The organism is Alkalicoccus saliphilus (assembly GCF_003044065.1).
Classification (GTDB): Bacteria; Bacillota; Bacilli; order Bacillales; family Salisediminibacteriaceae; genus Alkalicoccus; species Alkalicoccus saliphilus.
In genome coordinates this window covers 41,714-63,529 of the sequence record NZ_PZJJ01000020.1, presented here as the reverse complement: position 1 = coordinate 63,529, position 21,816 = coordinate 41,714, and the positions used below count along the sequence as shown (strand labels likewise).

The following is a 21,816-nucleotide window of genomic DNA, read 5'->3' as shown; positions in this document are numbered from 1 at the left end:
ACGGCTGCACTCCACGCTGGGCTATGAGACGCCGGCTGCGTTCGAACGACAGAAAAAAGGAGAGATAGCCCCTTCTATCAGGGCGCAGGCCGGCTGATGGCACGAAGGCCTGCAGGAGTAGGAAAAAAAGGCGGAGCGAGGGAAAAAAGTTGATAGACTTTTGTCTACTTTATTGACAGAACCACAAATAGTTCCAACCGTCCCCCGGAATACTGCCAACTTTCGCTGTATTTCTACCAACTGCCGGGAATTCTACCACCCGCCCCCGTTTTTCTACCAACTCTCCGTAGAATTCTACCAACTTCGGGGACCTCCGATGACTTCTCACCTGCTTAATGACATTTTTTCCAACAAAAAAAGAACTGCCTGATGAACATTCAGGACAGCTCTTTTTGTTTACGTGTATTTAGCTCGCGGCCCGCCGATTAATTTCGGCCGGGTGCGGGCAAACGTCGTGTGGGCTTCGCCGATTTGTTTGATCGAAGTTCGTACTGGAATCGCTACGCGCTTTAAATGCATACCGATGAACGTGTCACCGATATCGATGCCGGCATGGGCAGCTACCTGCTCCGTGAGTACCGGGTTCTGCATTTTTCCGAAAGCATAGGCAGCCATGGAGCCGCCGGCTTCCGGCACCGGGCGTGCGTTGACGATTTCCATTCCGTATTTATCGGCTGTTTCCTTTTCGATCATCACGGCTCTGTTGAGATGCTCACAGCATTGAAAAGCGAGATGGACACCGGTTTTTTTCTGAAAATCCGAAAAGGCGTCCCAGAGAAGTTCGGCTACTTCTGTCGTACCGGCTTTGCCAATATGCTCTCCAATGACTTCACTCGTGCTCGTTCCGATGATAAATAACTCGCCTGCTTCCAGGTGTGCTTTTTCCTGAAGTTCATCCAGCGCCCTGCTGAGGTCTTCCTTCAGCTTTGCCATGGTACGCACACTCCTTTTTAAAAAATTATGCCCGGCTTTCGTAAGTCATAATTTTTTCTACGCGGCGCTCGTGGCGTCCGCCTTCGAAATCTGTTGCGAGCCACGTTTTCACTATTTCCCGGGCAATTCCTGGTCCTACGACGCGTTCTCCCATTGCGAGAACGTTTGTGTCGTTGTGCTCGCGTGTTGCCTTTGCAGTAAACAAATCGTGGACAAGGGCACAGCGGATACCTTTTACTTTATTGGCGGAAATGGACATGCCGATACCTGTGCCGCAGATAACGACCGCTCTGTCTGCTTTTCCTTCGGCTACCATTTCTGCAGCTGGAATGCCGTAATCGGCATAATCCACGGAATCTCCCGAATCGTTTCCGACATCAATAACCTCGTGGCCCATTTCCTCGATTACCGGTACAATTTCTTTTTTCAGGGCATAGCCTGCGTGGTCTGACCCGACAACTACCTTCACTCGTGTCACTCTCCTCTTAATCCTGTTTCTTTATTTCAGCCTGTGATTAAAAAATCAGGCGTCATAACGCTTGTTTTTATTACCCATCTTCTGTATGAGCCGTTCTACGGCTTCTTCGACTTCCTGGTACGTCGCTTCGTAAATGGACTCGTCTCCTCCGAACGGGTCGCGTACGTCAGGGGACGGAAGCTCCCATTCGAGTCGTTCTACCGCCATTTCATGCGGCTCAATCTGTTCTTTCAGCTCTTTTTCCAGCGCTTCCACGCTGAACTGCTCTTTTTCAAGATCATCCGGATGATCCACCTGGCGTTCTTTCTCGGCAAAGAACCGTGCTTTATTGAGCTCGAGCTGAGCCATGTGGCTCTTAAGATCCTCCATTTTTTGAAGGGATTCTTCATCATCCATAACATATTCCTTTAACGTATGCGTGCGGGATGCAAAGCTTGGAAATTTTTCTATGACAAGCTGTTTGTGTGCTTTTGTCATCGTCAAAATAAGATCTGCCCACTGAAGCATACTTTCCGTTAAATAAGAGGACTGGTGGCTCTCCATCAGACCGTGGCGTGCGAGGGCCTGTTTAGCACCTTCGGACATCGGCATGCCTTCTACTGAAGACACTCCCGCTGACTTCGCTTCCATTCGTTCAGACGTTCTTTTTTCCTGAAAAATCGCCTCAGCAATCGGACTGCGGCACGTGTTGCCTGTACATATAAATAACACTCTCTCCATAGAGTCACTTCCTTTTCCTGATAGTAAGACTTTATCCACCTTCTACCCTTTATACGGAGAGGTCAATCTTACTTCTAGTTTACCATATTTCAACGTTTTTCTGTCATAAAAAAGGCCCGGCCGTGTTCCTTTTTGTTCGACTTTCGCTGCACACAAAAAAGCATCCCCCAGTCCTGCCTGGTGGATACTTGTCTGCTGACTGCTGAATGCTTCTCCGGTGTTCGTACCGGTCAGTTCCGGGAAAGGATGCGGCCTCCGGCAGCTTTGATAAGACGGTTCATGATGGCAAAACCGATATCGTCTTCCGGCTGGACACGCATAAAAATATGGTCAACGTCCTCTTTTTTGAAATAGCGCAGGGCGGCGTAAAGCTCCCGGGCGACTGTTTCTCCATCGCTGTTTTCGAGGAGGTATGTTTTATCGGCCTCCACGTCCGCAGCTTCTTTTTTATCCACGATTACTCCGATACGGGATCCTTTATCTTTCGCTTCAGTTATACACATGTGGAAAAACGCTTCGTCTCCGTCAATCAATGTCAAGGGTGCTTCCGGCGCATAATGTTTATATTTCATTCCCGGGGACCGGGGCGCTTCTTCAGCGGCCGTCTCCTGCAGGGAAGGATCTACATCCACCTGTCCGACTACTGCTTCCAGCTGGCTTTTTGTCACCCCTCCGGGACGCAGAATCATCACAGGCTCCTGCGTACAGTCGACGACGGTTGATTCCAGACCGACCCCGGTAGCTCCTCCATCCACGATGCCGGCAATCCGTCCATCGAGATCTTCCCGGACATGGCCGGCAGTCGTCGGACTCGGACGGCCGGAACGGTTTGCACTCGGTGCTGCGACAGGTTCTCCGCTCGCTTCAATGAGCGCAAGAGCGACCGGATGATCCGGCATGCGGAGCGCAACAGTCGACAGGCCGGCTGTCACACCTGTGGATAACACACCGTTATGACGCAGAATGATCGTTAAAGGCCCCGGCCAGAACGAATTCATTAATTTCCAGGCAGTTTCAGGTACTTCTTCCACATAGTTATTCACATCCTCCGCACGTGCGATGTGGACAATCAGCGGGTTGTCGGAAGGACGGCCTTTCGCTTTGAAAATAGATTGAACGGCAGCGTGCGAACGCGCGCTGGCACCGAGTCCATAGACCGTTTCTGTCGGAAAAGCAACAAGTTCTCCGGCGGCGAGTTTCTGTGCAGCTTCCTTAATTTCCACACTTCCTTTTAAGTTGTTCACATCATTATCCACAGACCAGTGGATCGTGTGTTGATAAGTCATGACTTATTCACCTCCAGATAAATTTTTATCTTTATGTTCGTATATGACTATCTACTTCAGGATAGAAAAATATCACTTATCCACAATTTCAGTGGATAAGTGATGCAGTTTCTGTTGATAACTGTGTGGAGGACTGAAAAAGTTATCCACTCAGGGGAACGTTTATATGTGGACGAGTATGATCCGCTCTTTTTCATTAATATCGAGCAGAAGTTCTACGGAAGCTTCCGGAAGCTCCTTTTTAATAAGTGCCCGGACAGCATCTCCCTGACCATGTCCGATTTCAAACGCTGCGACACCGGGGTTCTTCAGTACAGACGGCAGCTGCACGGCAAGACGGCGGTAGATGTCCAGCCCCTCTTCTCCCGCAAACAGCGCACCTTCCGGCTCATGGTCTTTCACGTTCGTATCCATACTGCCCCTGTCCTTTTCCGGAACATAGGGCGGGTTCGAGACGATGACGTCAAAAGGGGCTTCTGCCTGAAGCAGCGGTCCGCATAAATCCCCTTGCTCAAATTGGACTTCTGCACCGTGTGCATAAGCATTCACACGGGCTGTTTCCAAAGCTTCTGATGAAATATCGACGGCAGTCACGTCTGCTTCCGGAAGCTCCAGTGCGAGCGTTATCGCAATAATGCCGCTTCCGGTACCGATATCTGCGACCCGGAGTGGGCCTTCCGGAACGTTCTTGAGAACAGCTTCAATGAGCTCCTCGGTTTCCGGGCGGGGGATCAGCACGTCCGGGTTGACCCGGAAGTTCCGGCCGTAAAAGGTTTCCAGTCCGGTAATATGCTGAACCGGCGTCCCGGCCGCTGCTTTCATGACGTCTTCCTTAAAGCGGGCCGCCGTAATATCAGGGAGCGGGCTCTGCATTTCTGCCAGCAGCCGGGACCGGCTCCATCCGGTATGAAACTCCAGAAGAATATAGCCGATTTCTTTTTCCCGGTGCCAGCTTTCCAAAAAAGAAGAAGCCCATTTCAGGGCTTCATGAACGTGTGGAACAGACATTGTTTCCTCCTACTCCGCGTTTTCCATCAGGCGGGACTGTTCTTCGACAATCAGCGGATCGATAATTTCATCCAGATTTCCTTCAAGAATCTGATCGAGCTTCTGGATCGTCAGGCCGATGCGGTGGTCCGTAACACGGCTCTGCGGGAAATTATACGTGCGGATCCGCTCGGAGCGGTCCCCGGAGCCGACTGCGGACTTCCGGTGTTCGTCGTACTCCGCCTGGGCTTCTTTTTGAAACTTGTCGTAAATACGTGCACGCAGCACTTTCATTGCTTTTTCTTTGTTTTTAATCTGGGATTTTTCATCCTGACAGGAAACTACGACGCCTGTCGGTACGTGCGTCAGACGGACAGCGGACATCGTCGTGTTAACACTCTGGCCGCCCGGACCACTCGACGTAAAGGTATCTACACGGATATCCTTGTCGTGGATGTCCACTTCCACTTCCTCTGCTTCCGGAAGTACAGCAACCGTTGCGGTCGACGTATGGATCCGTCCTCCGGATTCAGTTGACGGCACCCGCTGGACGCGGTGTGCTCCGTTTTCATATTTCATCCGGGAAAACGCGCCTTTCCCGTTGACCATGAAAATGACTTCCTTAAATCCGCCGAGTCCTGTTTCGTTCGCTTCGATCACTTCGATCTTCCAGTTCTGCTTTTCCGCGTACCGGGAGTACATGCGGTACAGGTCTCCGGCGAACAGCGCGGCTTCGTCCCCGCCGGCTGCTCCACGTACTTCGATGATGACGTTTTTATCGTCGTTCGGGTCTTTCGGCATCAGGAGAACGTGCAGCTTTTCCTCCAGTTCCGGAATCTGGTCGCCGAGCTCGTCGACTTCCATTTTAACCATTTCACGCATTTCCTCGTCCAGGTTGTCGTGAAGCATTTCTTTCGCTTCATTGTACTGGTTTGTAACATCCTTGTACTGTTTATACGTTTCTACTGTTTCCTGAATATCGGACTGCTCCTTGGAATATTCACGGAGCTTCTTATTGTCGTTAATTACGTCGGGATCCATAAGCAGCTCTGTCAGCTGGTTATAACGGTCCTCTACTGCCTGCAGGCGATCAAACACCTAACTTCACCTCACCTTAAAATTCGTACAACTTTCATACCTCTTCCCAGTATAGGCGTAAAAACCGTTAAAATCAATGGGAGGAACCTTCCTGATCTTTGTACAGGCCACCTGTGTAAAGGTCCGTCAATGTCTGAATCACCTTCTTTGAAGGAAAGCTGCTTCCGTCCCTTACACCGTCCCAGAGAAACATTTCGTTGGCATAGTACCAGGCTCTTGCCGTAAATTCGGGATCGAAATGTTTCGCGGCGAGTCCTTTTTCCTGTACGTGCCGTATATCTGCGGCGATACTTCCGATAAACCGGCTGCGCACGTCCTCCCAGTAGGAGGCCACGGCTTCCGAAACGCCCGATGCTTCTTTAACGACGCGGAGAATATCCCTCTCCTCCACAGCGAGTGAAAGAAAGCTTTTTACTTGATCCTCAATCAGGTGATAGGCTTCTTTGGACGTTTTTGGTGCAAACGTCCGGCCGGCCACGTCGTAAAACTTCGCCATGACGTCTTCCATGAGGACGATAAGCAGTTCGTCTTTGTTTTTAAAATATACGTACGCTGTTCCGTAGCCGGTCCCTGCTTCCCGGATAATCTGCGTGACGGTTGCTTTTTGAAACCCCTGCTCGAGAAGTACTTTTTTTCCTGCCTCGAGCAGTTTATTTTTTGTTTTCAATGCCTTTCTTTCTCTCGCTGTCAATGCGTGCTTCTCCTCCATACGTACACCTCTTTTTTCGATTCTGCTTCCGTTCGGCCGCGGATTCTTTCCTGTTTATAATAAACAATCACACAGTTTTGTCTTAATCTATTTCCCATTCTACACGTAATTTCAGCTCCTGCAATACGCCCTTTTTCTGAAATTGACATCGTGTCATTGACTATTCGTCACCGTAAGGATACAATGCAGCTGAATAGACTTTTAGGAAAGCAGGTGAATGACGATCACACATTCCAGAGAGTACGCGCAGAAACTTGATATGGAGGATTCTCTTGCCTCCTTCCGCCGTGAATTTTATGTGCAGGAAAACAGCATTTATTTTGACGGCAATTCCCTCGGACTTCTGTCAAAACGGGCAGAGCAGGCAGCGCTCGATCTGCTCGCCATGTGGAAACAGGAAGGCATCGGCGGATGGACCGGCGGGGAGCATCCGTGGTTTTACTTATCTGAAAAACTCGGGACGCAGATGGCTCCGCTTCTCGGCGCCCGTCCGGAGGAAGTTGTTGTTACCGGTTCTACAACCGTTAATCTCCACCAGCTTGCGGGCACCTTTTATAAACCTTCCGGCAGGAAAACAAAAATTCTTGCAGACTCCCTCACCTTTCCAAGCGACATTTATGCATTGAAAAGCCAGATCCGTTTGAAAGGACTGGATCCGGATGAGCATCTCGTTCAAGTAAAAAGCAGCGACGGCCACACAATCGATGAAGAAAAAATTATCGAAGCGATGACAGACGAGGTGGCTCTGATTGTGCTGCCGAGTGTTTTGTACCGCAGCTGCCAGCTTCTCGATATAAAACGGCTGACAAAAGAAGCTCACAAGCGCGGCATCGTAATCGGCTTCGACCTCTGTCATTCTATCGGCTCTCTCCCCCACGAACTCAGCGACTGGGGCGTCGATTTTGCTTTCTGGTGTACGTATAAGCATTTAAACAGCGGCCCGGGAGGCGTCGGAGCTCTTTACGTCAACGAAAAACATTTCGGGGCAGAACCGGGACTTGCCGGCTGGTTCAGTTCCCATAAAGACCGCCAGTTTGATATGAAACATACCCTCACACCGGCAGAGGACGCCGGCGCCTTTCAGATCGGAACGCCGCACGTGCTGAGTACGGCCCCGCTTCTCGGCTCGCTTCCTATATTTGAAGAGGCAGGCATTGAAAATATCCGCCGTAAATCCCTTAAGCTCACACGATTTCTCATGGAGCTTGTTGATCAGGAGCTTCATTCCTATGGTTTTCACATCCGGAACCCGCTGGAGGATGAGCGCCGGGGCGGGCACATTTATCTGGAACATCCGGAGGCCGCACGCATCTGCCGGGCGCTGAAGGAAGCCGGAATCGTTCCTGATTTCCGTTCACCGAAAGGGATCCGTCTGGCACCCGTCGCTTTATACAATACGTTCACCGAAGTATGGGACTGTGTTCAGGCATTGAAAGATATTATGGAGAAGGAGACGTACAAAAAGTTTAAAAATGAACGGGGGGTTGTCGCGTGAATGTCTGTGATGAAAGCCGGCCGTGGATCGACATTTCCCAGCCGCTTAACGAAAAAACCGCCCACTGGCCCGGCGACACACCGTTCTCCTACGAGACCGCTTTAACAAAAGAGGAAACCGGCTCCGTCAATATCGGCCGCATGACGACAAGCCTTCATTCCGGAACGCACGCCGACGCGCCTTTTCACGTGAATGACCGCGGCGCAGGCATACTGGATCTCGATCTGCATGCCTTTCTCGGGTTGGCACGCATCGTGGACGTTTCCAACGCTTCCGTTCTGGACGAAAAACTGTTCCGGACGCTTGATCTGGACGGTACAGCACGACTGCTTCTTAAAACGTCCGTCCCGAACCGGCCGGAGCGCTTCCCGGAAGCTGTTCCGGCGCTGACGGAGGATGGCGCTTTATTTTTAGCAGAGCTCGGCCTCAAACTGCTCGGTGTCGATGTTCCGTCGATCGATCCGCTCGACAGCCGCGAAGTCCAGGCCCACCATACGTTATTCGAGACCGGCACAGCTGTTCTGGAGAATCTCATGCTCGACGATCTGCCGGACGGGGACTATGAGCTGATTGCCCTCCCCCTTCCGCTTCAGGGTGCAGACGGCAGCCCGGTGCGCGCGGTCGTCCGTCCGCTTCCAAATGAGAAAGGAGACTGATTATGAAATATACCAGCCCGTCTTCTGAAAAAGGGATTCATACCGACTTTAAAAACAACATGACGTACGGCGAATACCTGCATCTGGATACGCTGCTTTCCAGCCAGGAACGTCTGTCCGGTCATCATGATGAAATGCTTTTTATTATTATCCACCAGGTCAGCGAGCTGTGGATGAAGCTCGTCCTGCATGAAACAGATGCTGCGATCGCAGCCATCCAGGCGGACGACCTTCCCGCCTCGTTTAAAAAGCTCGCACGCGTGACGAGAATTCAGGAGCAGATCATTCAAGGATGGGACGTATTGTCCACACTCACCCCGGCGGAATACATAGAATTCCGCGATGCGCTCGGCCAGGCTTCCGGATTCCAGTCCTATCAGTACCGGATGATTGAATTTGCGCTCGGCTACAAAACGGGCCACATACTGAAGATTTATGAAAAAGATCCGGAACTGCACGCACAGCTGGAAAAAGCGTACCACGCCCCCGGCCTGTATGACGTGGCTATCCAGGCGCTTCGAAAAGCCGGTTTTGATATTCCGGAGGAACTAGCCGACCGGGACTTTTCCAGGCTGTATGAAGAAAACGAGGCCGTGAAAAAAGCGTGGATGACTGTTTATCAGAACGTCGACCGCTACTGGGAGCTGTATCAGCTCGCAGAAAAGCTCGTAGATATCGAAGATTCCTTCCAGCAGTGGCGTTTCCGTCATATGAAAACCGTAGAGAGGATCATCGGCTTTAAAAAAGGCACCGGTGGTTCGTCCGGTGTGAACTATTTGAAAAAAGTGCTCGACCACCATTTTTTCCCCGAGCTGTGGGACCTGCGGACCGAACTGTAAATCTGGACTTCTGACGCTTTGCTGATCTGTTCACATTTTCTTATAACTTCTGCCGGAACGACTGAAAAATCTCCCGGAAAAGTTTTTCCTGTAGTTCCTTCCATATGTTTACCTTCGGAAGGGGTGGGGGTATTAGAAACATAGATACAGAAGGGAGCCGATACAGGATGAAAGTTGTCATTATTGGAGGAGATGCAGCCGGCATGAGTGCCGCGATGCAGATAGTTCATAAAGCGGAAAATGCGGAAATTACGGTACTTGAGCGCGGTCCGGTGTATTCTTATGCCCAGTGCGGCCTGCCATATTATATGGGAGGGCTTGTAGAAAAAAGCGACGATCTGATTGCACGGCCTGTTTCCTATTTTCGTAAAAAAGGCATCGATGCAAAGGTTTCTCATGAAGTAACAGACGTCGATGCTGAAAACCAGATCGTGAGAGGTAAAAACCTGGATACGGGGGAAGCATTTTCTTTATCGTACGATACGCTTCTCGTGGCCAGCGGCGGAAGTCCAAACGTCATTCCGGTGGACGGTGCGGACCTTGAAGGTATTCATACGATGAAGACGATTCCTGATACAGAAAATATTATGGAAGACTTCAAGGACAAGGAGCATATTACCATTATCGGAGCAGGATACATCGGTCTGGAAGTTGCCGAGAACCTTGTGGAAATCGGTAAAAAAGTGCGTATCATTAACCGCAATGACAAACTCGGGAGCAACTTCGACGAACCGGTCAGCGAGGTTCTCCGTAAGGAAGCGGAAAAGCACGGCGTTGAACTCTGTTTGAATGAGGACGTGGCCGGCTTTACCGGTGATGAGCACGGCCGGGTAAAAAGCGTGGAAACAAACAAATATTCCTATGAAACAGACGGAGTGCTCGTTGCCATCGGCATCAGTCCGAACACGGATTTTCTGGAGGACACCGGTATCTACACCCACGCTTCCGGAGCGGTCATTGTCGATCCGTATATGCGTACGAACGTCCCGAACATTTACGCTGCCGGAGACTGCGCGACACAGTATCACCGGATTAAGGAGCAGGACGATTACGTGCCGCTCGGGACGCATGCCAATAAGCAGGGGCGCATTGCCGGAGCAAATATCACAGGAGACAAGAAAACATTTCAGGGTATGCTCGGGACGGCTATTCTGAAGTTTTTTGATATCACAGCCGGACGGACGGGAATCGGCATTAAGGAAGCAAAAAGCCTCGGCTTTGACTTCAGCTGCAAAACGTTTGAGCCGCTTGCTTTTGCCGGCTACTATCCGGGAGTGGAACCGATGACACTCCAGCTTTTGAAGGACAATAAAAATGACCGCCTGCTCGGGGTGCAGGCAGCCGGTGTCCACGGGGTGGACAAGCGGATCGATACATCTTCCGTCATGCTGTTTAACCGTATGACAGTCGATGAAATCCAGGATCTTGATATCAGCTACGCCCCTCCGTACAATTCCACGTGGGACCCGGTACAGCGTCATTCACGCAGTTTGTAAGCAGTGGGGTTCTGTAAGAAGATATGTCTGCTTCGCCTGCCGGTGGACGCTTCTAAAACGAAACTGCAGCTTTCAGAAGTATTAGTCCGGTAAAACCCTTACCTTTATGTTCGTACCGGCTTTCTTACGCTTGCCGGCGGAGGCTTTCCGCGGGTCTCGTCTTCAGCTGTTTCTGCCGAAGTTGAGCTTCTTCAGAAAGGATCTTCCGACTTCGCTCATTCCCGTCGGAGTCCCCGCCTTCCGCTTCAGAAAGGAAACTTGAAATAATCTTTTTGATTCCGTAGACAGCTGTTTTGTAAATGAACATCGATACTCCAAAGGGAATTTATTAATTTGAAAAAAGATGCTGCTCTGCATATTCACGCAAACTGAAGAGGACGTGGGGCAAATTTGAACGAGCTGAAGATTCATCCCTTCCGACCACAGGGAGAAAGGGATTAGCTGAGACCGTCCCGCCCGGAAAGCTTCCCCATGGAAACGAAGGCGGTCTTTTACAGAAACCAAAGTAAATTTCTATTTTCAGGACAGACCACAAAATAAAGTTCTGCTTCACAGAAAAAACCTGTCAGGCCAACTGACAGGTTTTTTCTTCGGTACGGATCAGTTGTTTTCCCGGGCGAGGTTGACGGCCGGGACGTGGGTGGTTTTCGGGCGTCCGGGTACTTCGTGGCAGTGCCGGCACCGTGGTTCGTACGATTCGGAAGCTCCGACGAGAATGATCGGGTCATCATAGGAAGCCGGTTTCCCGTCGATCAGGCGCTGCGTGCGGCTTGCAGGAGCCCCGCAGGAAAGACAGATAGCCTGCAGCTTCGTCACGGACTCTGCGAGTGTCAGGAGCACCGGCACACAGCCGAAAGGCTCCCCGCGGAAGTCCTGATCCAGACCGGCACAGATGACCCGGATTTTATCGTCTGCGAGTGTCTGGACGACATCGACAATCTTCGGGTCAAAAAATTGAATCTCATCAACAGCAACGACTTCCGTATCTTTTTCGAGCAGCGTGTAAATATCTTCTGCATCCGTCGCGGGATAAGCGTACACGGTCGCTCCGTTATGCGACACAACTTCTTTTTCACTGTAGCGGTTATCAAGCTGAGGTTTAAAAACCTGGATTTTCTGGCGGCCGAAGCTGGCCCGGCGGACGCGGCGGATAAGTTCTTCCGATTTTCCGGAGAACATGCTCCCGCAGACGACTTCGATCCAGCCTTCTTTCTGATTAAGGTGCATGAGGCGACGCTCCTGTTCCGATAATTTTTTTCCTGATCATGTATATGTAATCCTACGCGCAATTAACGTAGAGAACAAGCGTATTTAGTCACAAAAAACAGGCAGAAAATTTTCTGCCTGTTTCGTCTGCACATTACATACCGTATTTTTTCTTGAAACGGTCGACACGTCCGCCGGCGTCAGCAAACTTCTGCTTACCTGTGTAGAACGGGTGAGAATCAGAAGATACTTCCACTGTAATAAGAGGGTAAGTGTTGCCGTCTTCCCACTCTACAGTTTGCTCCGTAGACGATGTAGAACCAGTCAAGAACATAAAGCCGGTACTTGAATCCTTGAATACGACTTTGCGGTATTCTGGATGAATTCCTTGTTTCATGTCTTTTCAGCTCCTTCCGCCCTGAATCTTTCGAAACAGAGTAAGTCTGTGTTGAACTCTTTCACACATAAAAAAAGTATAACAAGGCGGGAAGGAGAATGCAATAAAAGATTATAACATCAGGAATTACCGGAAGACTGGCTGCGAGTGCCGCGGCTCTGCTTCCCACGTTCGAATGAGGCAAAAAATTCTTCATTTGTTTTTGTTTCTTTTACTTTTTTCAGGAAGCGTTCCATATAGTCCGGCTGGTCGTTGAGGGTACGGCGGATCGCCCACAGGTCTTCGATCTGCTTTTTCGGCAGCAGCAGCTCTTCCCGGCGCGTACTGGACCGGCGGATATCAATCGCCGGGTAAATCCGGCGCTCTGCAAGTTTCCGGTCAAGATGCAGCTCCATATTGCCTGTTCCTTTAAATTCTTCGTAAATGACATCGTCCATCCGGGAACCGGTTTCTACAAGTGCGGTGGCGAGAATGGTGAGACTTCCACCTTCTTCGATATTACGCGCCGCTCCGAAGAAGCGCTTCGGCCGGTGGAAACTCGCCGGATCAATCCCTCCGGAAAGCGTCCGTCCGCTCGGTGGGATGACGAGGTTATACGCCCGGGCAAGCCGGGTGATGCTGTCCATCAGAATGACAACGTCCTTTTTCGATTCGACAAGGCGCATCGCCCGGTCGAGCACAAGCTCCGCCACTTTAATATGATTCTCCGGTACTTCGTCAAAGGTGGAGCTGACGACTTCCCCTTTAATGGAACGCTCCATATCCGTTACTTCCTCCGGACGCTCATCAATAAGCAGCACGATGATTTCCATGTCTGGGTGGTTGGCAGCGATACTGTTCGCAACTTCTTTCATCAAAAGCGTTTTTCCTGCTTTTGGTGGAGCGACGATCAGACCGCGCTGACCGTAGCCGACCGGTGCAATCATATCAAGCACGCGGGAAGCGACCATGTTCGGCTGATGCTCGAGCGTCATTTTCTTTTCCGGGTACAGAGGTGTGAGCTGCGGGAAATGCGGCCGTTCACTCGCTTTTTCCGGGTCTTCGCCGTTCACGGCAGCTACCTGCAGCAGGCCATAGTACCGCTCGTTTTCTTTTGGTTTTCGTACTTTCCCGGATACCCGGTCCCCGTTACGGAGTTTAAAGCGGCGGATTTGGGACGCAGATATGTAAATATCCTGCGGACTCGGCTTGTACGTGTTGGACCGGAGAAATCCGAAACCTTCCGATTGAATTATTTCCAGGATACCTTCCATAAACATTAAGTCTTCATTTTCTGCCTGTTTTTTGAAAATCGCAAAAATAAGTTCTTTTTTGGTGAGCTGGCTGTAGTAGGATACTTTATGCTCCTTTGCCAGATCGTAAAGTTCTTTGAGCTTCATATGCTCCATTTCTTTCAATGTTACTGCCATATATGTCACCAGACCTTTTCTAAGTTTCAGCAGCGGATGCTCCGCCGGGCATGTGGGAATACGTGAATAATGTTTCTGGAAGAAATCCGGGGGTGCTGAACCTGCGTTCAGTATCAAATCAGCTTTGTCTATCTAAGCATATTTTCGGAGGACTGACAATGGAAGAGGAAGGAAAAACCTGCCCGCCTTCTTTGATTCCGGGGGCAGCTTACTCCTTCCGGCAGTTAGTCACGAATAACGAGGTCGGGCTTTTTATCAAGATGGTGTTTTCCGTCAATAAATCGAACCGTTCCGGATTTGGCACGCATAACGAGCGACTGGGTCGTGCCTGTTTCCCCTTTGTAGCGCACGCCTTTCAAAAGCTCGCCGTCCGTTACGCCGGTCGCAGCGAAAATCGCGTCATCGCCGGAAACAAGGTCTTCCATGTGGAGCACGCGGTGAATATCATCGATGCCCATCCCTTCGCACCGTTCTCTTTCTTCGTCGTTCTGCGGCAGGAGCCGTCCCTGGATTTCCCCGCCGAGACACTTCAGACCGATGGCTGCCAGTACGCCTTCCGGGGCACCTCCTGATCCGAGAAGCATATCAACACCGGTGTCTTCAAAAGCAGTATTAACAGCTCCGGCAACGTCTCCGTCTCCTATAAGCTTAATCCGTGCCCCTGTCGCTCGGACAGCGGCAATAAGATCTCTATGTCTTTCCCGGCGCAGAATGGTGACGACAAGGTCTTCGACGTCTTTTCCTTTTGCTTCGGCTACGGCACGAATATTTTCTTCCACCGGAGCATCCAGATCAATTCTGCCTACAGCTTCCGGACCGACTGCGATTTTGTCCATGTACATGTCGGGAGCGTGCAGAAGGTTGCCTTTGTCCGCTACTCCGAGTACCGCAAGCGCGTTCCACTCTCCGTTGGCGACGATGTTTGTTCCTTCCAGCGGATCCACCGCTACGTCCACCCGGGGGCCGTAGCCGTTTCCGAGCCGCTCCCCGATATAAAGCATTGGAGCTTCATCCATTTCTCCTTCACCAATCACTACGGTGCCTTTCATTGGAATTGTATCAAATACGTCGCGCATACCTTCTGTAGCGGCATCATCTGCTTCTTCCTTCTGCCCCCGCCCCATCCAGCGCGCTGATTTTAAAGCAGCTGCTTCGGTTACCCGTACAAGTTCCATTGATAAGCTTCGTTCCATTCGTGATCACCCCGGTTTAAGAATTTTGGATTTCCTGTATCTCCGCTTCCGTCAGCTGTTCTCTCCAGATTACAGCTCCCAGGTTTTTCAGCTTTTCTTCCAGACTGGAATAGCCACGGTCAATATGAAACACGTCGGTGATTTCTGTTACGCCTTCTGCCATCAGTCCGGCTGTAACCAGCGCTGCTCCTCCGCGGAGATCCGTTGCGCGGACTTTTGCTCCCTGAAGGGCTGTTCTGCCGTAGACGAGGGCGGAGCGGCCGTCCACTTTGATAGAGGCGCCCATTCTCCGTAGTTCATCCACCTGCTTAAAGCGGGCGTTGTAAATAGTGTCGGTGATCATGCTGCTTCCTTCGGCTTTTGTGAGCAGTGCAGTGACCGGCTGCTGAAGATCAGTTGCAAACCCCGGATAGACGAGTGTTTTTATGTCCACCGGCTCCAGTTTTTCCTGCGTTTCAATGTGGACCGAGTCGTCTCCTGCCTCCACCCCGACTCCCATTTCACGGAGTTTGGAGCTGAGCGACTCCACGTGCAGGGGAATAATATTATCGATCGTTACCGAACTGCCGGCGGCAGCGGCAAAAATCATGTACGTCCCGGCTTCAATGCGGTCGGGAATGATCGTATGGCGGCAGCCTTTCAGCTCCTCTACGCCTTCGATACGGATCACATTCGTTCCTGCCCCTTTAATTTTTGCCCCCATGTTGGAAAGGAGCGTAGCGACATCGATAATTTCCGGTTCCTTCGCGGCATTTTCGATGACCGTTCTGCCTTTTGCTTTGACCGCAGCGAGCATTATATTAATTGTGGCACCGACACTTACTACGTCAAGATAAATCCGTGCTCCACGCAGCTCTTCTGCCTGAAGATACAAAGCTCCGTGCTCGTTTGTTACTTTGGCTCCGAGCGCTTCGAATCCTTTAATATGCTGATCAATCGGCCGCGGTCCGAGGTTGCATCCTCCCGGAAGACCAATGACTGCTTTGTTAAATTTACCGAGCATGGCACCCATCATATAGTAGGAAGCGCGCAGCTTTTTGACGAGGCCGTTTGGAAGCGGCATAGGAAACATTTTCTCCGGGTAAAGCGTAAAGGAATCACCTTCGCGTTTTGTAACCGCCCCGGCTTCTTCGAGCAGTTCTCCAAGAACCGCAATGTCGGAAATATCCGGCAGGTTGTCGATAGTAACTGCTGTGTCAGCCATTAAAGCTGCCGGTATGAGTGCAACAGCACTGTTTTTAGCACCGCTTATCGTCACTTTGCCTTCCAGCGGGTGACCGCCTTCAATAAGTAATTTATCCATGAATTGTTCCTTTCCTGCCTTGTCTTTTATCGTGATGAGTAGTGAATGGGGGAAAAACGGCCTGCTCGTTCCAGCAGGCCGTTCCTTTTAAACTCCGGCCTGGCTTTTCTGCCAGTCGCTGAGGAATTTTTCGATACCGATGTCTGTAAGAGGATGTTTCGTCAGCTGCTCAATGACTTTGTACGGCAGCGTGGCAATATGAGCCCCCTGCAGCGCAGATTCACTTACATGCTGCGGATGACGAATGGAGGCGGCAATAATTTCTGTTTCGATGCCGTGCAGATCAAAAATCTCTGAAATCGTACCGATCAGATCCACCCCGTTCTGGCCGATGTCATCCAGTCTTCCGAGAAATGGAGAAACGTAGGAAGCCCCGGCCCGTGCAGCAAGAAGCGCCTGGTTCGCTGAAAAAACAAGGGTGACGTTGGTTTTGATGCCTTCTTCGCTGAACGCCCGTACAGCTTTCAGGCCTTCCACCGTCATAGGAACTTTCACTGTAATATTCGGTGCGATCGCTGCGAGTTCCTTGCCTTCCCGGATCATTCCTTCCGCATCGAGGGAAATAACTTCTGCACTGACCGAACCGCTTACAAGACTTGTGATTTCACGAAGGCGCTCGTGAAAATCGGCTCCTTCTTTTGCTACGAGGGACGGATTTGTCGTGACCCCGTCCAGTACTCCGAGCTCCTGTGCCTGCTTAATTTCATTCATGTTGGCTGAATCAATAAAAAATTTCATATGCCTTTTCTCCTCCTCTTCTTAATGATAACGCTTACTATCGGCTGGAAGAAGGAGTCCGTGTCCGGAGACACAGACCTTCTGACCTTCTTTATTTTGCCTGTCCGGAAGATCCGAACTCACGCATTTTGCCGATTACTGTTGCTTTAATCGCTTCACGTGCCGGTCCAAGGTATTTACGAGGATCGATCATTTCCTGGTTCGCATCGAGTACTTCACGAACCTTCGCCGCGGAAGCGATCTGGCTTTCTGTGTTTACGTTAATTTTGGCTGTACCAAAAGAAATCGCCTTTTTAATATCCTTTGTCGGGATACCTGTCCCACCGTGAAGCACGAGCGGTACTTCCGTGTTGCTGGAGATCGTTTCCATACGGTCGAATCCGAGGTTCGGCTCGCCTTTGTAAGGGCCGTGTACGGAACCGAGTGCCGGCGCAAAGCAGTCCACTTTCGTTTCACGGATAAGCTGATCGCACTCTTCCGGAATCGCGTAGGCAGCTTCTGCGTCGTCAACGATGATGTCGTCTTCCTGACCGCCGATGCGTCCGAGCTCTGCTTCCACGGATACGCCGAGAAGATGGGCTACTTCCACTACTTTTTTCGTAAGAGCAATGTTTTCTTCCAGCGGAAAATGGGAACCGTCAATCATTACAGATGTAAATCCGGCATACATTGCTTCCACACACTTTTCGAAGCTGGAGCCGTGGTCGAGGTGAATTGCTACAGGAACTGTCGTGTTGTAGCTGTCCATCAGACCTTCTACAATTGCGACGACGGATTTGAATCCGCCCATGTATTTTGCTGCTCCTTCAGATACACCAAGGATTACCGGAGACTGCTCTTCTTCTGCAGCCTGCAGAATCGCCTGCGTAAATTCGAGGTTATTCAGGTTGAACTGTCCTACTCCGTAGGAATTGGCTTTTGCTGTTTCCAGCATTTCTTTCATTGATACTAAAGGCATACGATAAGATCCTCCTTCGATAGGTCACGCGCAGATTTAGTCTTTTCTGCCTGTTTTCTGCACAAATGTACGATACAGCTCCGGATGCCTGTTCCGGTGATAACAGCTGTATCATGCGGACGTTTACAGATTAAAACAGGTGAAAAACTCACAAGCTCATTATAGCATATCCGGCCTGTATTTTTTGAGGGAATAAAATATTAATTTAGTTGCAGCGCTTACAACTTCTGCTTGGTATCGAAGAAATTCCGGATCTGTGCCCGCACGCTTTCGATATCGAAAGGCTTGGCAAAATGTTTCAGGGCTCCGAGGTGCTCCGCTTCTTTAATTAAATCGATTTCTCCGTACGCGGTCATGAGAAAGACAGGTGTCTGCATATCCCTCCGCCGCATCTCACGAAGAATCTCGATGCCGTCCATTCCGGGAATTTTCATATCGAGGAGAACGAGGTCCGGATGATGCTGCTCGAGTATGGCAAGGGCTGCCTGACCGTTTTCGGCTTCGTAGGTTTCATATCCGTCTTTTTCCAGCACTTCCTTCAGCAGAACGCGAATACCGAACTGATCATCAACTACCAGCAGCTTTTCCGTCATAATAAACCCCTCCCCTGCTCAGATGTATGTCATGGTGAATTACCTATTGTTACCATCGTATGTTACATTTATGGAAAATTCAATGTTTTCTCTTCGACAATATATTCAAAGACCCCTGAAAGACCTGTACAATGAAAAAATGACTGTTTAAGGAGGAACTTTAAAAATGATGAAAATATTTGAAACGCAGCTCTCCGGTATTCTGCGGAAGCTGAATAAATCGGAAATGGATATAGAAGATGCTGCCCGTGTAACCGCCCAGAGCATTTTAAGTGACGGAAAAGTTTACGCGGCTGCTTCTCCGGAACTTGGAGGGATCGTTTCCCAGGCGGTGCACGGAACGGATGCTGTTCCGGAATGCAACCGGCTCGAAAAAGATACCGTCCTTTCTTCTCTTGATACTGTATGGGTTTTTACAGCCCGTGTGGAGGATACCGAAGCGGAGATACGGGCGGTCCAGGAGGCCGGTGCCTCCCTTGTCCTCGTTCTTCCAGAAGCTTACGGCCACGAGCTCGAGCAGGCTGCTTCCTTTTTGATCGAAACCCACGTGACGCGCCCGCTCATTCCTGTCGAATCCGGGGAGCGGATCGGAGAACCTCATCTGCTCGTTTCTCTTCATATCTATTACGCCCTGTTTTTCCAGCTTCACGAAATTCTTGAGGAGCACGAGGAAATGTAGGACAAAAAGGTGCAGAGAACGTCTGGAAATAAAACACTGCTTTCAAACGGCAGGCCGAGGAGAAGCTCTTCGGGCAGACTTCGGCCTGCGGGATCTAACTGACTCCCACGGGAAGGCGAAAGCAGGCAGCCGTATAACCTTATACATAAACAAACTGCAGCAGCTGCAAAGGAAGGCCCCTGCCATTCGTGACAGGGGCCTTCCTTTTTGTATTAAGCGTCCTTCTGGGAAGCACGGATAAATTCACGGAAAAGCGGCTGCGGGCGCGTTGGACGCGACACAAATTCCGGGTGGAACTGGGAAGCAACAAAGAACGGATGGTCTGCTACTTCGATCACTTCCACGAGACGGCCGTCCGGGCTGAGGCCGGAAAACAGGAAGCCGCGCTCTTCCATTTCTTCCCGGTAGGCGTTGTTGAATTCGTAGCGGTGGCGGTGACGTTCATATACGACGCTTTCACCGTACGTATCATATACTTTCGTTCCTTTTTCCAGCTTGCACGGATACAGTCCGAGACGGAGTGTGCCGCCAAGATCCTCCACTTCCTTCTGTTCCGGCAGAAGATCGATAATCGGATGAGTCGTTTCCGGATTCAGCTCGGCAGAGTGGGCATCCTCATATCCGAGGACGTTTCTCGCGAATTCCACCGTCGCCAGCTGCATTCCCAGGCAGATGCCGAGGTAAGGAACTTTCTGCGTACGGGCGTGCTCGATCGCTGCAATTTTTCCTTCGACACCCCTGTCGCCAAAGCCGCCTGGTACGAGAATACCATCCGCTGCGGCTGTTTTTTCGGCTACGTTCTCTCTCGTTACTTCTTCTGAATTGATCCAGCTGATTTCCACATCGGCATCAAATTCAAAGCCGGCATGCTTCAGTGCTTCCGCTACAGAAAGGTACGCATCCGGAAGCTCTACGTACTTTCCGACGAGGGCTATGTTCACTTTTTTGGAAAGGTTTTTCACCCGGTTGACGAGAGCATTCCACTCGACCATGTCGGCTTCATGGCACTCAAGACTCAGGTGATTACAGACGAACTCGTCCAGCTTCTGCTCTTGAAGGTGAAGCGGTACTTCGTAAAGGGTTTCTGCATCGCGCGCTTCGATGACCGCATGTTTATCGATGTCACAGAAAAGAGCAATTTTATCTTTCATGTCTTCCGGCACCGGAAATTCGGTACGGACAACGATGACGTTCGGCTGGATACCGAGACTCCGCAGTTCTTTCACACTGTGCTGTGTCGGCTTCGATTTCATCTCACCTGCTGCTTTCAAGTACGGAATAAGTGTACAGTGAATATAAAGCACGTTGTCCGCTCCGACATCCCCTTTCATCTGGCGGATCGCTTCGAGAAACGGAAGGCTTTCAATATCCCCTACTGTACCGCCGATTTCGGTAATGACGACATCCGGATTTCCATCGGAGGCTGCCAGCTTAATGCGCTCTTTAATTTCGTTCGTAATGTGAGGGATGACCTGCACTGTCCCGCCGAGGTAGTCTCCGCGGCGCTCTTTTTTCAGAACGGAGGAATACACTTTTCCTGTCGTAACATTGCTGTACTTGCCTACATTTATGTCAATGAAACGCTCGTAGTGACCGAGATCCAGGTCGGTTTCTGCTCCGTCGCCTGTGACAAACACTTCCCCGTGCTGGTACGGGCTCATCGTCCCCGGGTCTACGTTAATGTATGGATCGAATTTTTGAATCGTTACTTTCATCCCACGGTTTTTCAGCAGGCGTCCGAGGGAAGCCGCTGTAATGCCTTTACCAAGGGAGGAAACTACCCCGCCGGTTACAAAAATATACTTCGTCATGACTATTCATCTCCTTTATTTTCAGCAGACAGGCTGCCTGTCAGTCCATTCAGGGAGTTTGCTCCCCCATTTTTCAGCTTTTTGAAGGGTCTTTAAAAATGAAAAGCGCCCCCTCTTTAATGTAAAAGAGGGGGCGCGTGACTGTTTCATTCACAGGATACGTGCATCACGTACCACTGCTCCTTTTTAGGGAGCCCAAACATGATTTTATCGGCGTCCCGTTGAAAAGTCAAGCACGGGATTTACTTCTCTTCTTCCTCGTCTTCTTCTGTTTCTTCTTCCGGCAGGTTATCCGAAGTATCTCCGAATTCATCCTCCGGCAGTTCGTCTACGTCCGTGTCATCTTCGTTTGCCAGTTCGTCCAGCTCGTCTTCAATATCTTCGAACTCGTCATATTCCTCAAGTTCATCGTCGAAGCCTTCTTCTTCTTTGGCAGCTTTACGTCTTTTGGGCATCATCTGGGAAAGTTCTTCCTCTGTCTGCTCAAACGGGTACCAGGAGCGGAGCGCCCAGCGGTTGTCCCCGAGGTTGACGAATCGGCCATCAAGGGACATCTGTGTATAAAGGTGGGCAATGCGCTCGTTTCGGCGCTCTTTTGACAGGCCTTGAATTTCCGATACCCGGTTAATAAGTACTCCGTAGTCTTCCGGGCTGTTCTTTTCTTCCAGCAGCTCAAACGTTACTTCAATCATAGAAATTTCTTTCAGCTGTTCTTCTGTGTAATCTTTTAAACTCATGTTTGGCACACCCTTTCTCTCTTCTCATATATCCGGCATGATTCCCGCTTCGCAGGTATCGACTTTACGCATAAATTCATACCTTCCATTATAAA

Annotated in this window: 22 protein-coding genes; 5 read left to right on the top strand and 17 right to left on the bottom strand. The window is 50.4% G+C overall.

The features are described 5' to 3' along the window. Positions 1–396 precede the first annotated feature (396 nt). The 7 genes from C6Y45_RS11995 to C6Y45_RS11965 all read right to left on the bottom strand — a co-directional run bounded on the left by C6Y45_RS11995 (position 397) and on the right by C6Y45_RS11965 (position 6,211). Positions 397–933, bottom strand: a complete 537-nt coding sequence (locus C6Y45_RS11995) for a TIGR01440 family protein (protein ID WP_107585467.1) — start codon at positions 931–933, stop codon at positions 397–399. 25 nt (positions 934–958) lie between these two features. After that, positions 959–1,402 (bottom strand): ribose 5-phosphate isomerase B, encoded by a 444-nt coding sequence (gene rpiB / locus C6Y45_RS11990; protein WP_107585466.1) that lies wholly within the window; start codon positions 1,400–1,402, stop codon positions 959–961. Positions 1,403–1,456: 54 nt separating this feature from the next. Beyond that, on the bottom strand, positions 1,457–2,131 hold the full coding sequence (locus C6Y45_RS11985; protein WP_107585465.1) for a low molecular weight protein arginine phosphatase: 675 nt from the start codon (positions 2,129–2,131) through the stop codon (positions 1,457–1,459). A 230-nt stretch (positions 2,132–2,361) separates the two neighbouring features. Then, entirely contained in the window at positions 2,362–3,417 is a 1,056-nt protein-coding gene (locus tag C6Y45_RS11980) for an L-threonylcarbamoyladenylate synthase (protein WP_107585464.1), read from the bottom strand. Between the two features lie 162 nt (positions 3,418–3,579). Continuing rightward, on the bottom strand, positions 3,580–4,425 hold the full coding sequence (gene prmC, locus C6Y45_RS11975) for a peptide chain release factor N(5)-glutamine methyltransferase (RefSeq protein ID WP_107585463.1): 846 nt from the start codon (positions 4,423–4,425) through the stop codon (positions 3,580–3,582). Between the two features lie 9 nt (positions 4,426–4,434). Then, positions 4,435–5,502, bottom strand: coding sequence for a peptide chain release factor 1 (gene prfA / locus C6Y45_RS11970; RefSeq protein ID WP_107585462.1), 1,068 nt, complete (start codon positions 5,500–5,502; stop codon positions 4,435–4,437). Between the two features lie 73 nt (positions 5,503–5,575). Beyond that, entirely contained in the window at positions 5,576–6,211 is a 636-nt protein-coding gene (locus tag C6Y45_RS11965) for a TetR/AcrR family transcriptional regulator (RefSeq protein ID WP_107585461.1), read from the bottom strand. Positions 6,212–6,428: 217 nt separating this feature from the next. On the opposite strand from C6Y45_RS11965, the gene kynU reads away from it, so the two are divergent. The 4 genes from kynU to C6Y45_RS11945 all read left to right on the top strand — a co-directional run bounded on the left by kynU (position 6,429) and on the right by C6Y45_RS11945 (position 10,697). Beyond that, positions 6,429–7,706, top strand: a complete 1,278-nt coding sequence (gene kynU, locus C6Y45_RS11960; protein ID WP_107585460.1) for a kynureninase — start codon at positions 6,429–6,431, stop codon at positions 7,704–7,706. Continuing rightward, on the top strand, positions 7,703–8,362 hold the full coding sequence (kynB, locus tag C6Y45_RS11955) for an arylformamidase (protein ID WP_107585459.1): 660 nt from the start codon (positions 7,703–7,705) through the stop codon (positions 8,360–8,362). Before kynU ends, kynB begins: the two co-directional genes overlap by 4 nt. A 2-nt stretch (positions 8,363–8,364) precedes the next feature. Beyond that, the gene (kynA, locus tag C6Y45_RS11950) at positions 8,365–9,201 is read left to right on the top strand and encodes a tryptophan 2,3-dioxygenase (RefSeq protein ID WP_107585458.1); all 837 of its coding nucleotides are present in this window, start codon (positions 8,365–8,367) and stop codon (positions 9,199–9,201) included. Positions 9,202–9,368: 167 nt separating this feature from the next. Further along, entirely contained in the window at positions 9,369–10,697 is a 1,329-nt protein-coding gene (locus C6Y45_RS11945) for an FAD-dependent oxidoreductase (protein ID WP_107585457.1), read from the top strand. Positions 10,698–11,297: 600 nt separating this feature from the next. On the opposite strand, the gene C6Y45_RS11935 is transcribed toward C6Y45_RS11945, so the two are convergent. The 8 genes from C6Y45_RS11935 to C6Y45_RS11900 form a co-directional block, all read right to left on the bottom strand. Beyond that, positions 11,298–11,924 carry a thymidine kinase gene (locus C6Y45_RS11935; protein WP_107585455.1) on the bottom strand — a complete coding sequence of 209 codons (627 nt, stop codon included), beginning with the start codon at positions 11,922–11,924 and terminating at the stop codon, positions 11,298–11,300. Positions 11,925–12,057: 133 nt separating this feature from the next. After that, positions 12,058–12,300 carry a type B 50S ribosomal protein L31 gene (locus C6Y45_RS11930; protein WP_107585454.1) on the bottom strand — a complete coding sequence of 81 codons (243 nt, stop codon included), beginning with the start codon at positions 12,298–12,300 and terminating at the stop codon, positions 12,058–12,060. Positions 12,301–12,419: 119 nt separating this feature from the next. Further along, a complete protein-coding gene (rho, locus tag C6Y45_RS11925) occupies positions 12,420–13,709 on the bottom strand; it encodes a transcription termination factor Rho (RefSeq protein WP_107585453.1) in 1,290 nt (429 codons plus the stop codon). A gap of 224 nt (positions 13,710–13,933) precedes the next feature. Next, on the bottom strand, positions 13,934–14,902 hold the full coding sequence (gene glpX, locus C6Y45_RS11920) for a class II fructose-bisphosphatase (protein WP_107585452.1): 969 nt from the start codon (positions 14,900–14,902) through the stop codon (positions 13,934–13,936). 16 nt (positions 14,903–14,918) lie between these two features. Continuing rightward, positions 14,919–16,205, bottom strand: a complete 1,287-nt coding sequence (locus C6Y45_RS11915; protein WP_107585451.1) for a UDP-N-acetylglucosamine 1-carboxyvinyltransferase — start codon at positions 16,203–16,205, stop codon at positions 14,919–14,921. A gap of 87 nt (positions 16,206–16,292) precedes the next feature. Next, complete coding sequence (fsa, locus tag C6Y45_RS11910) at positions 16,293–16,943, bottom strand: fructose-6-phosphate aldolase (RefSeq protein WP_107585450.1); 651 nt, start codon at positions 16,941–16,943, stop codon at positions 16,293–16,295. Positions 16,944–17,034: 91 nt separating this feature from the next. After that, positions 17,035–17,901 (bottom strand): class II fructose-1,6-bisphosphate aldolase, encoded by an 867-nt coding sequence (gene fba / locus C6Y45_RS11905; RefSeq protein ID WP_107585449.1) that lies wholly within the window; start codon positions 17,899–17,901, stop codon positions 17,035–17,037. A 218-nt stretch (positions 17,902–18,119) separates the two neighbouring features. After that, positions 18,120–18,494: a response regulator gene (locus tag C6Y45_RS11900; RefSeq protein ID WP_107585448.1), complete on the bottom strand. Its 375-nt coding sequence runs from the start codon at positions 18,492–18,494 to the stop codon at positions 18,120–18,122. 166 nt (positions 18,495–18,660) lie between these two features. Here C6Y45_RS11900 and C6Y45_RS11895 point away from each other — a divergent pair, with 166 nt between their 5' ends. Continuing rightward, complete coding sequence (locus tag C6Y45_RS11895; protein ID WP_107585447.1) at positions 18,661–19,173, top strand: DUF2529 family protein; 513 nt, start codon at positions 18,661–18,663, stop codon at positions 19,171–19,173. A 212-nt stretch (positions 19,174–19,385) separates the two neighbouring features. Here C6Y45_RS11895 and C6Y45_RS11890 read toward each other — a convergent pair whose 3' ends face one another. Together C6Y45_RS11890 and rpoE are read right to left on the bottom strand one after the other, a co-directional pair. After that, on the bottom strand, positions 19,386–20,984 hold the full coding sequence (locus C6Y45_RS11890; RefSeq protein ID WP_107585446.1) for a CTP synthase: 1,599 nt from the start codon (positions 20,982–20,984) through the stop codon (positions 19,386–19,388). A 242-nt stretch (positions 20,985–21,226) separates the two neighbouring features. Further along, positions 21,227–21,721 carry a DNA-directed RNA polymerase subunit delta gene (gene rpoE / locus C6Y45_RS11885; RefSeq protein ID WP_107585445.1) on the bottom strand — a complete coding sequence of 165 codons (495 nt, stop codon included), beginning with the start codon at positions 21,719–21,721 and terminating at the stop codon, positions 21,227–21,229. Positions 21,722–21,816: the final 95 nt, after the last annotated feature.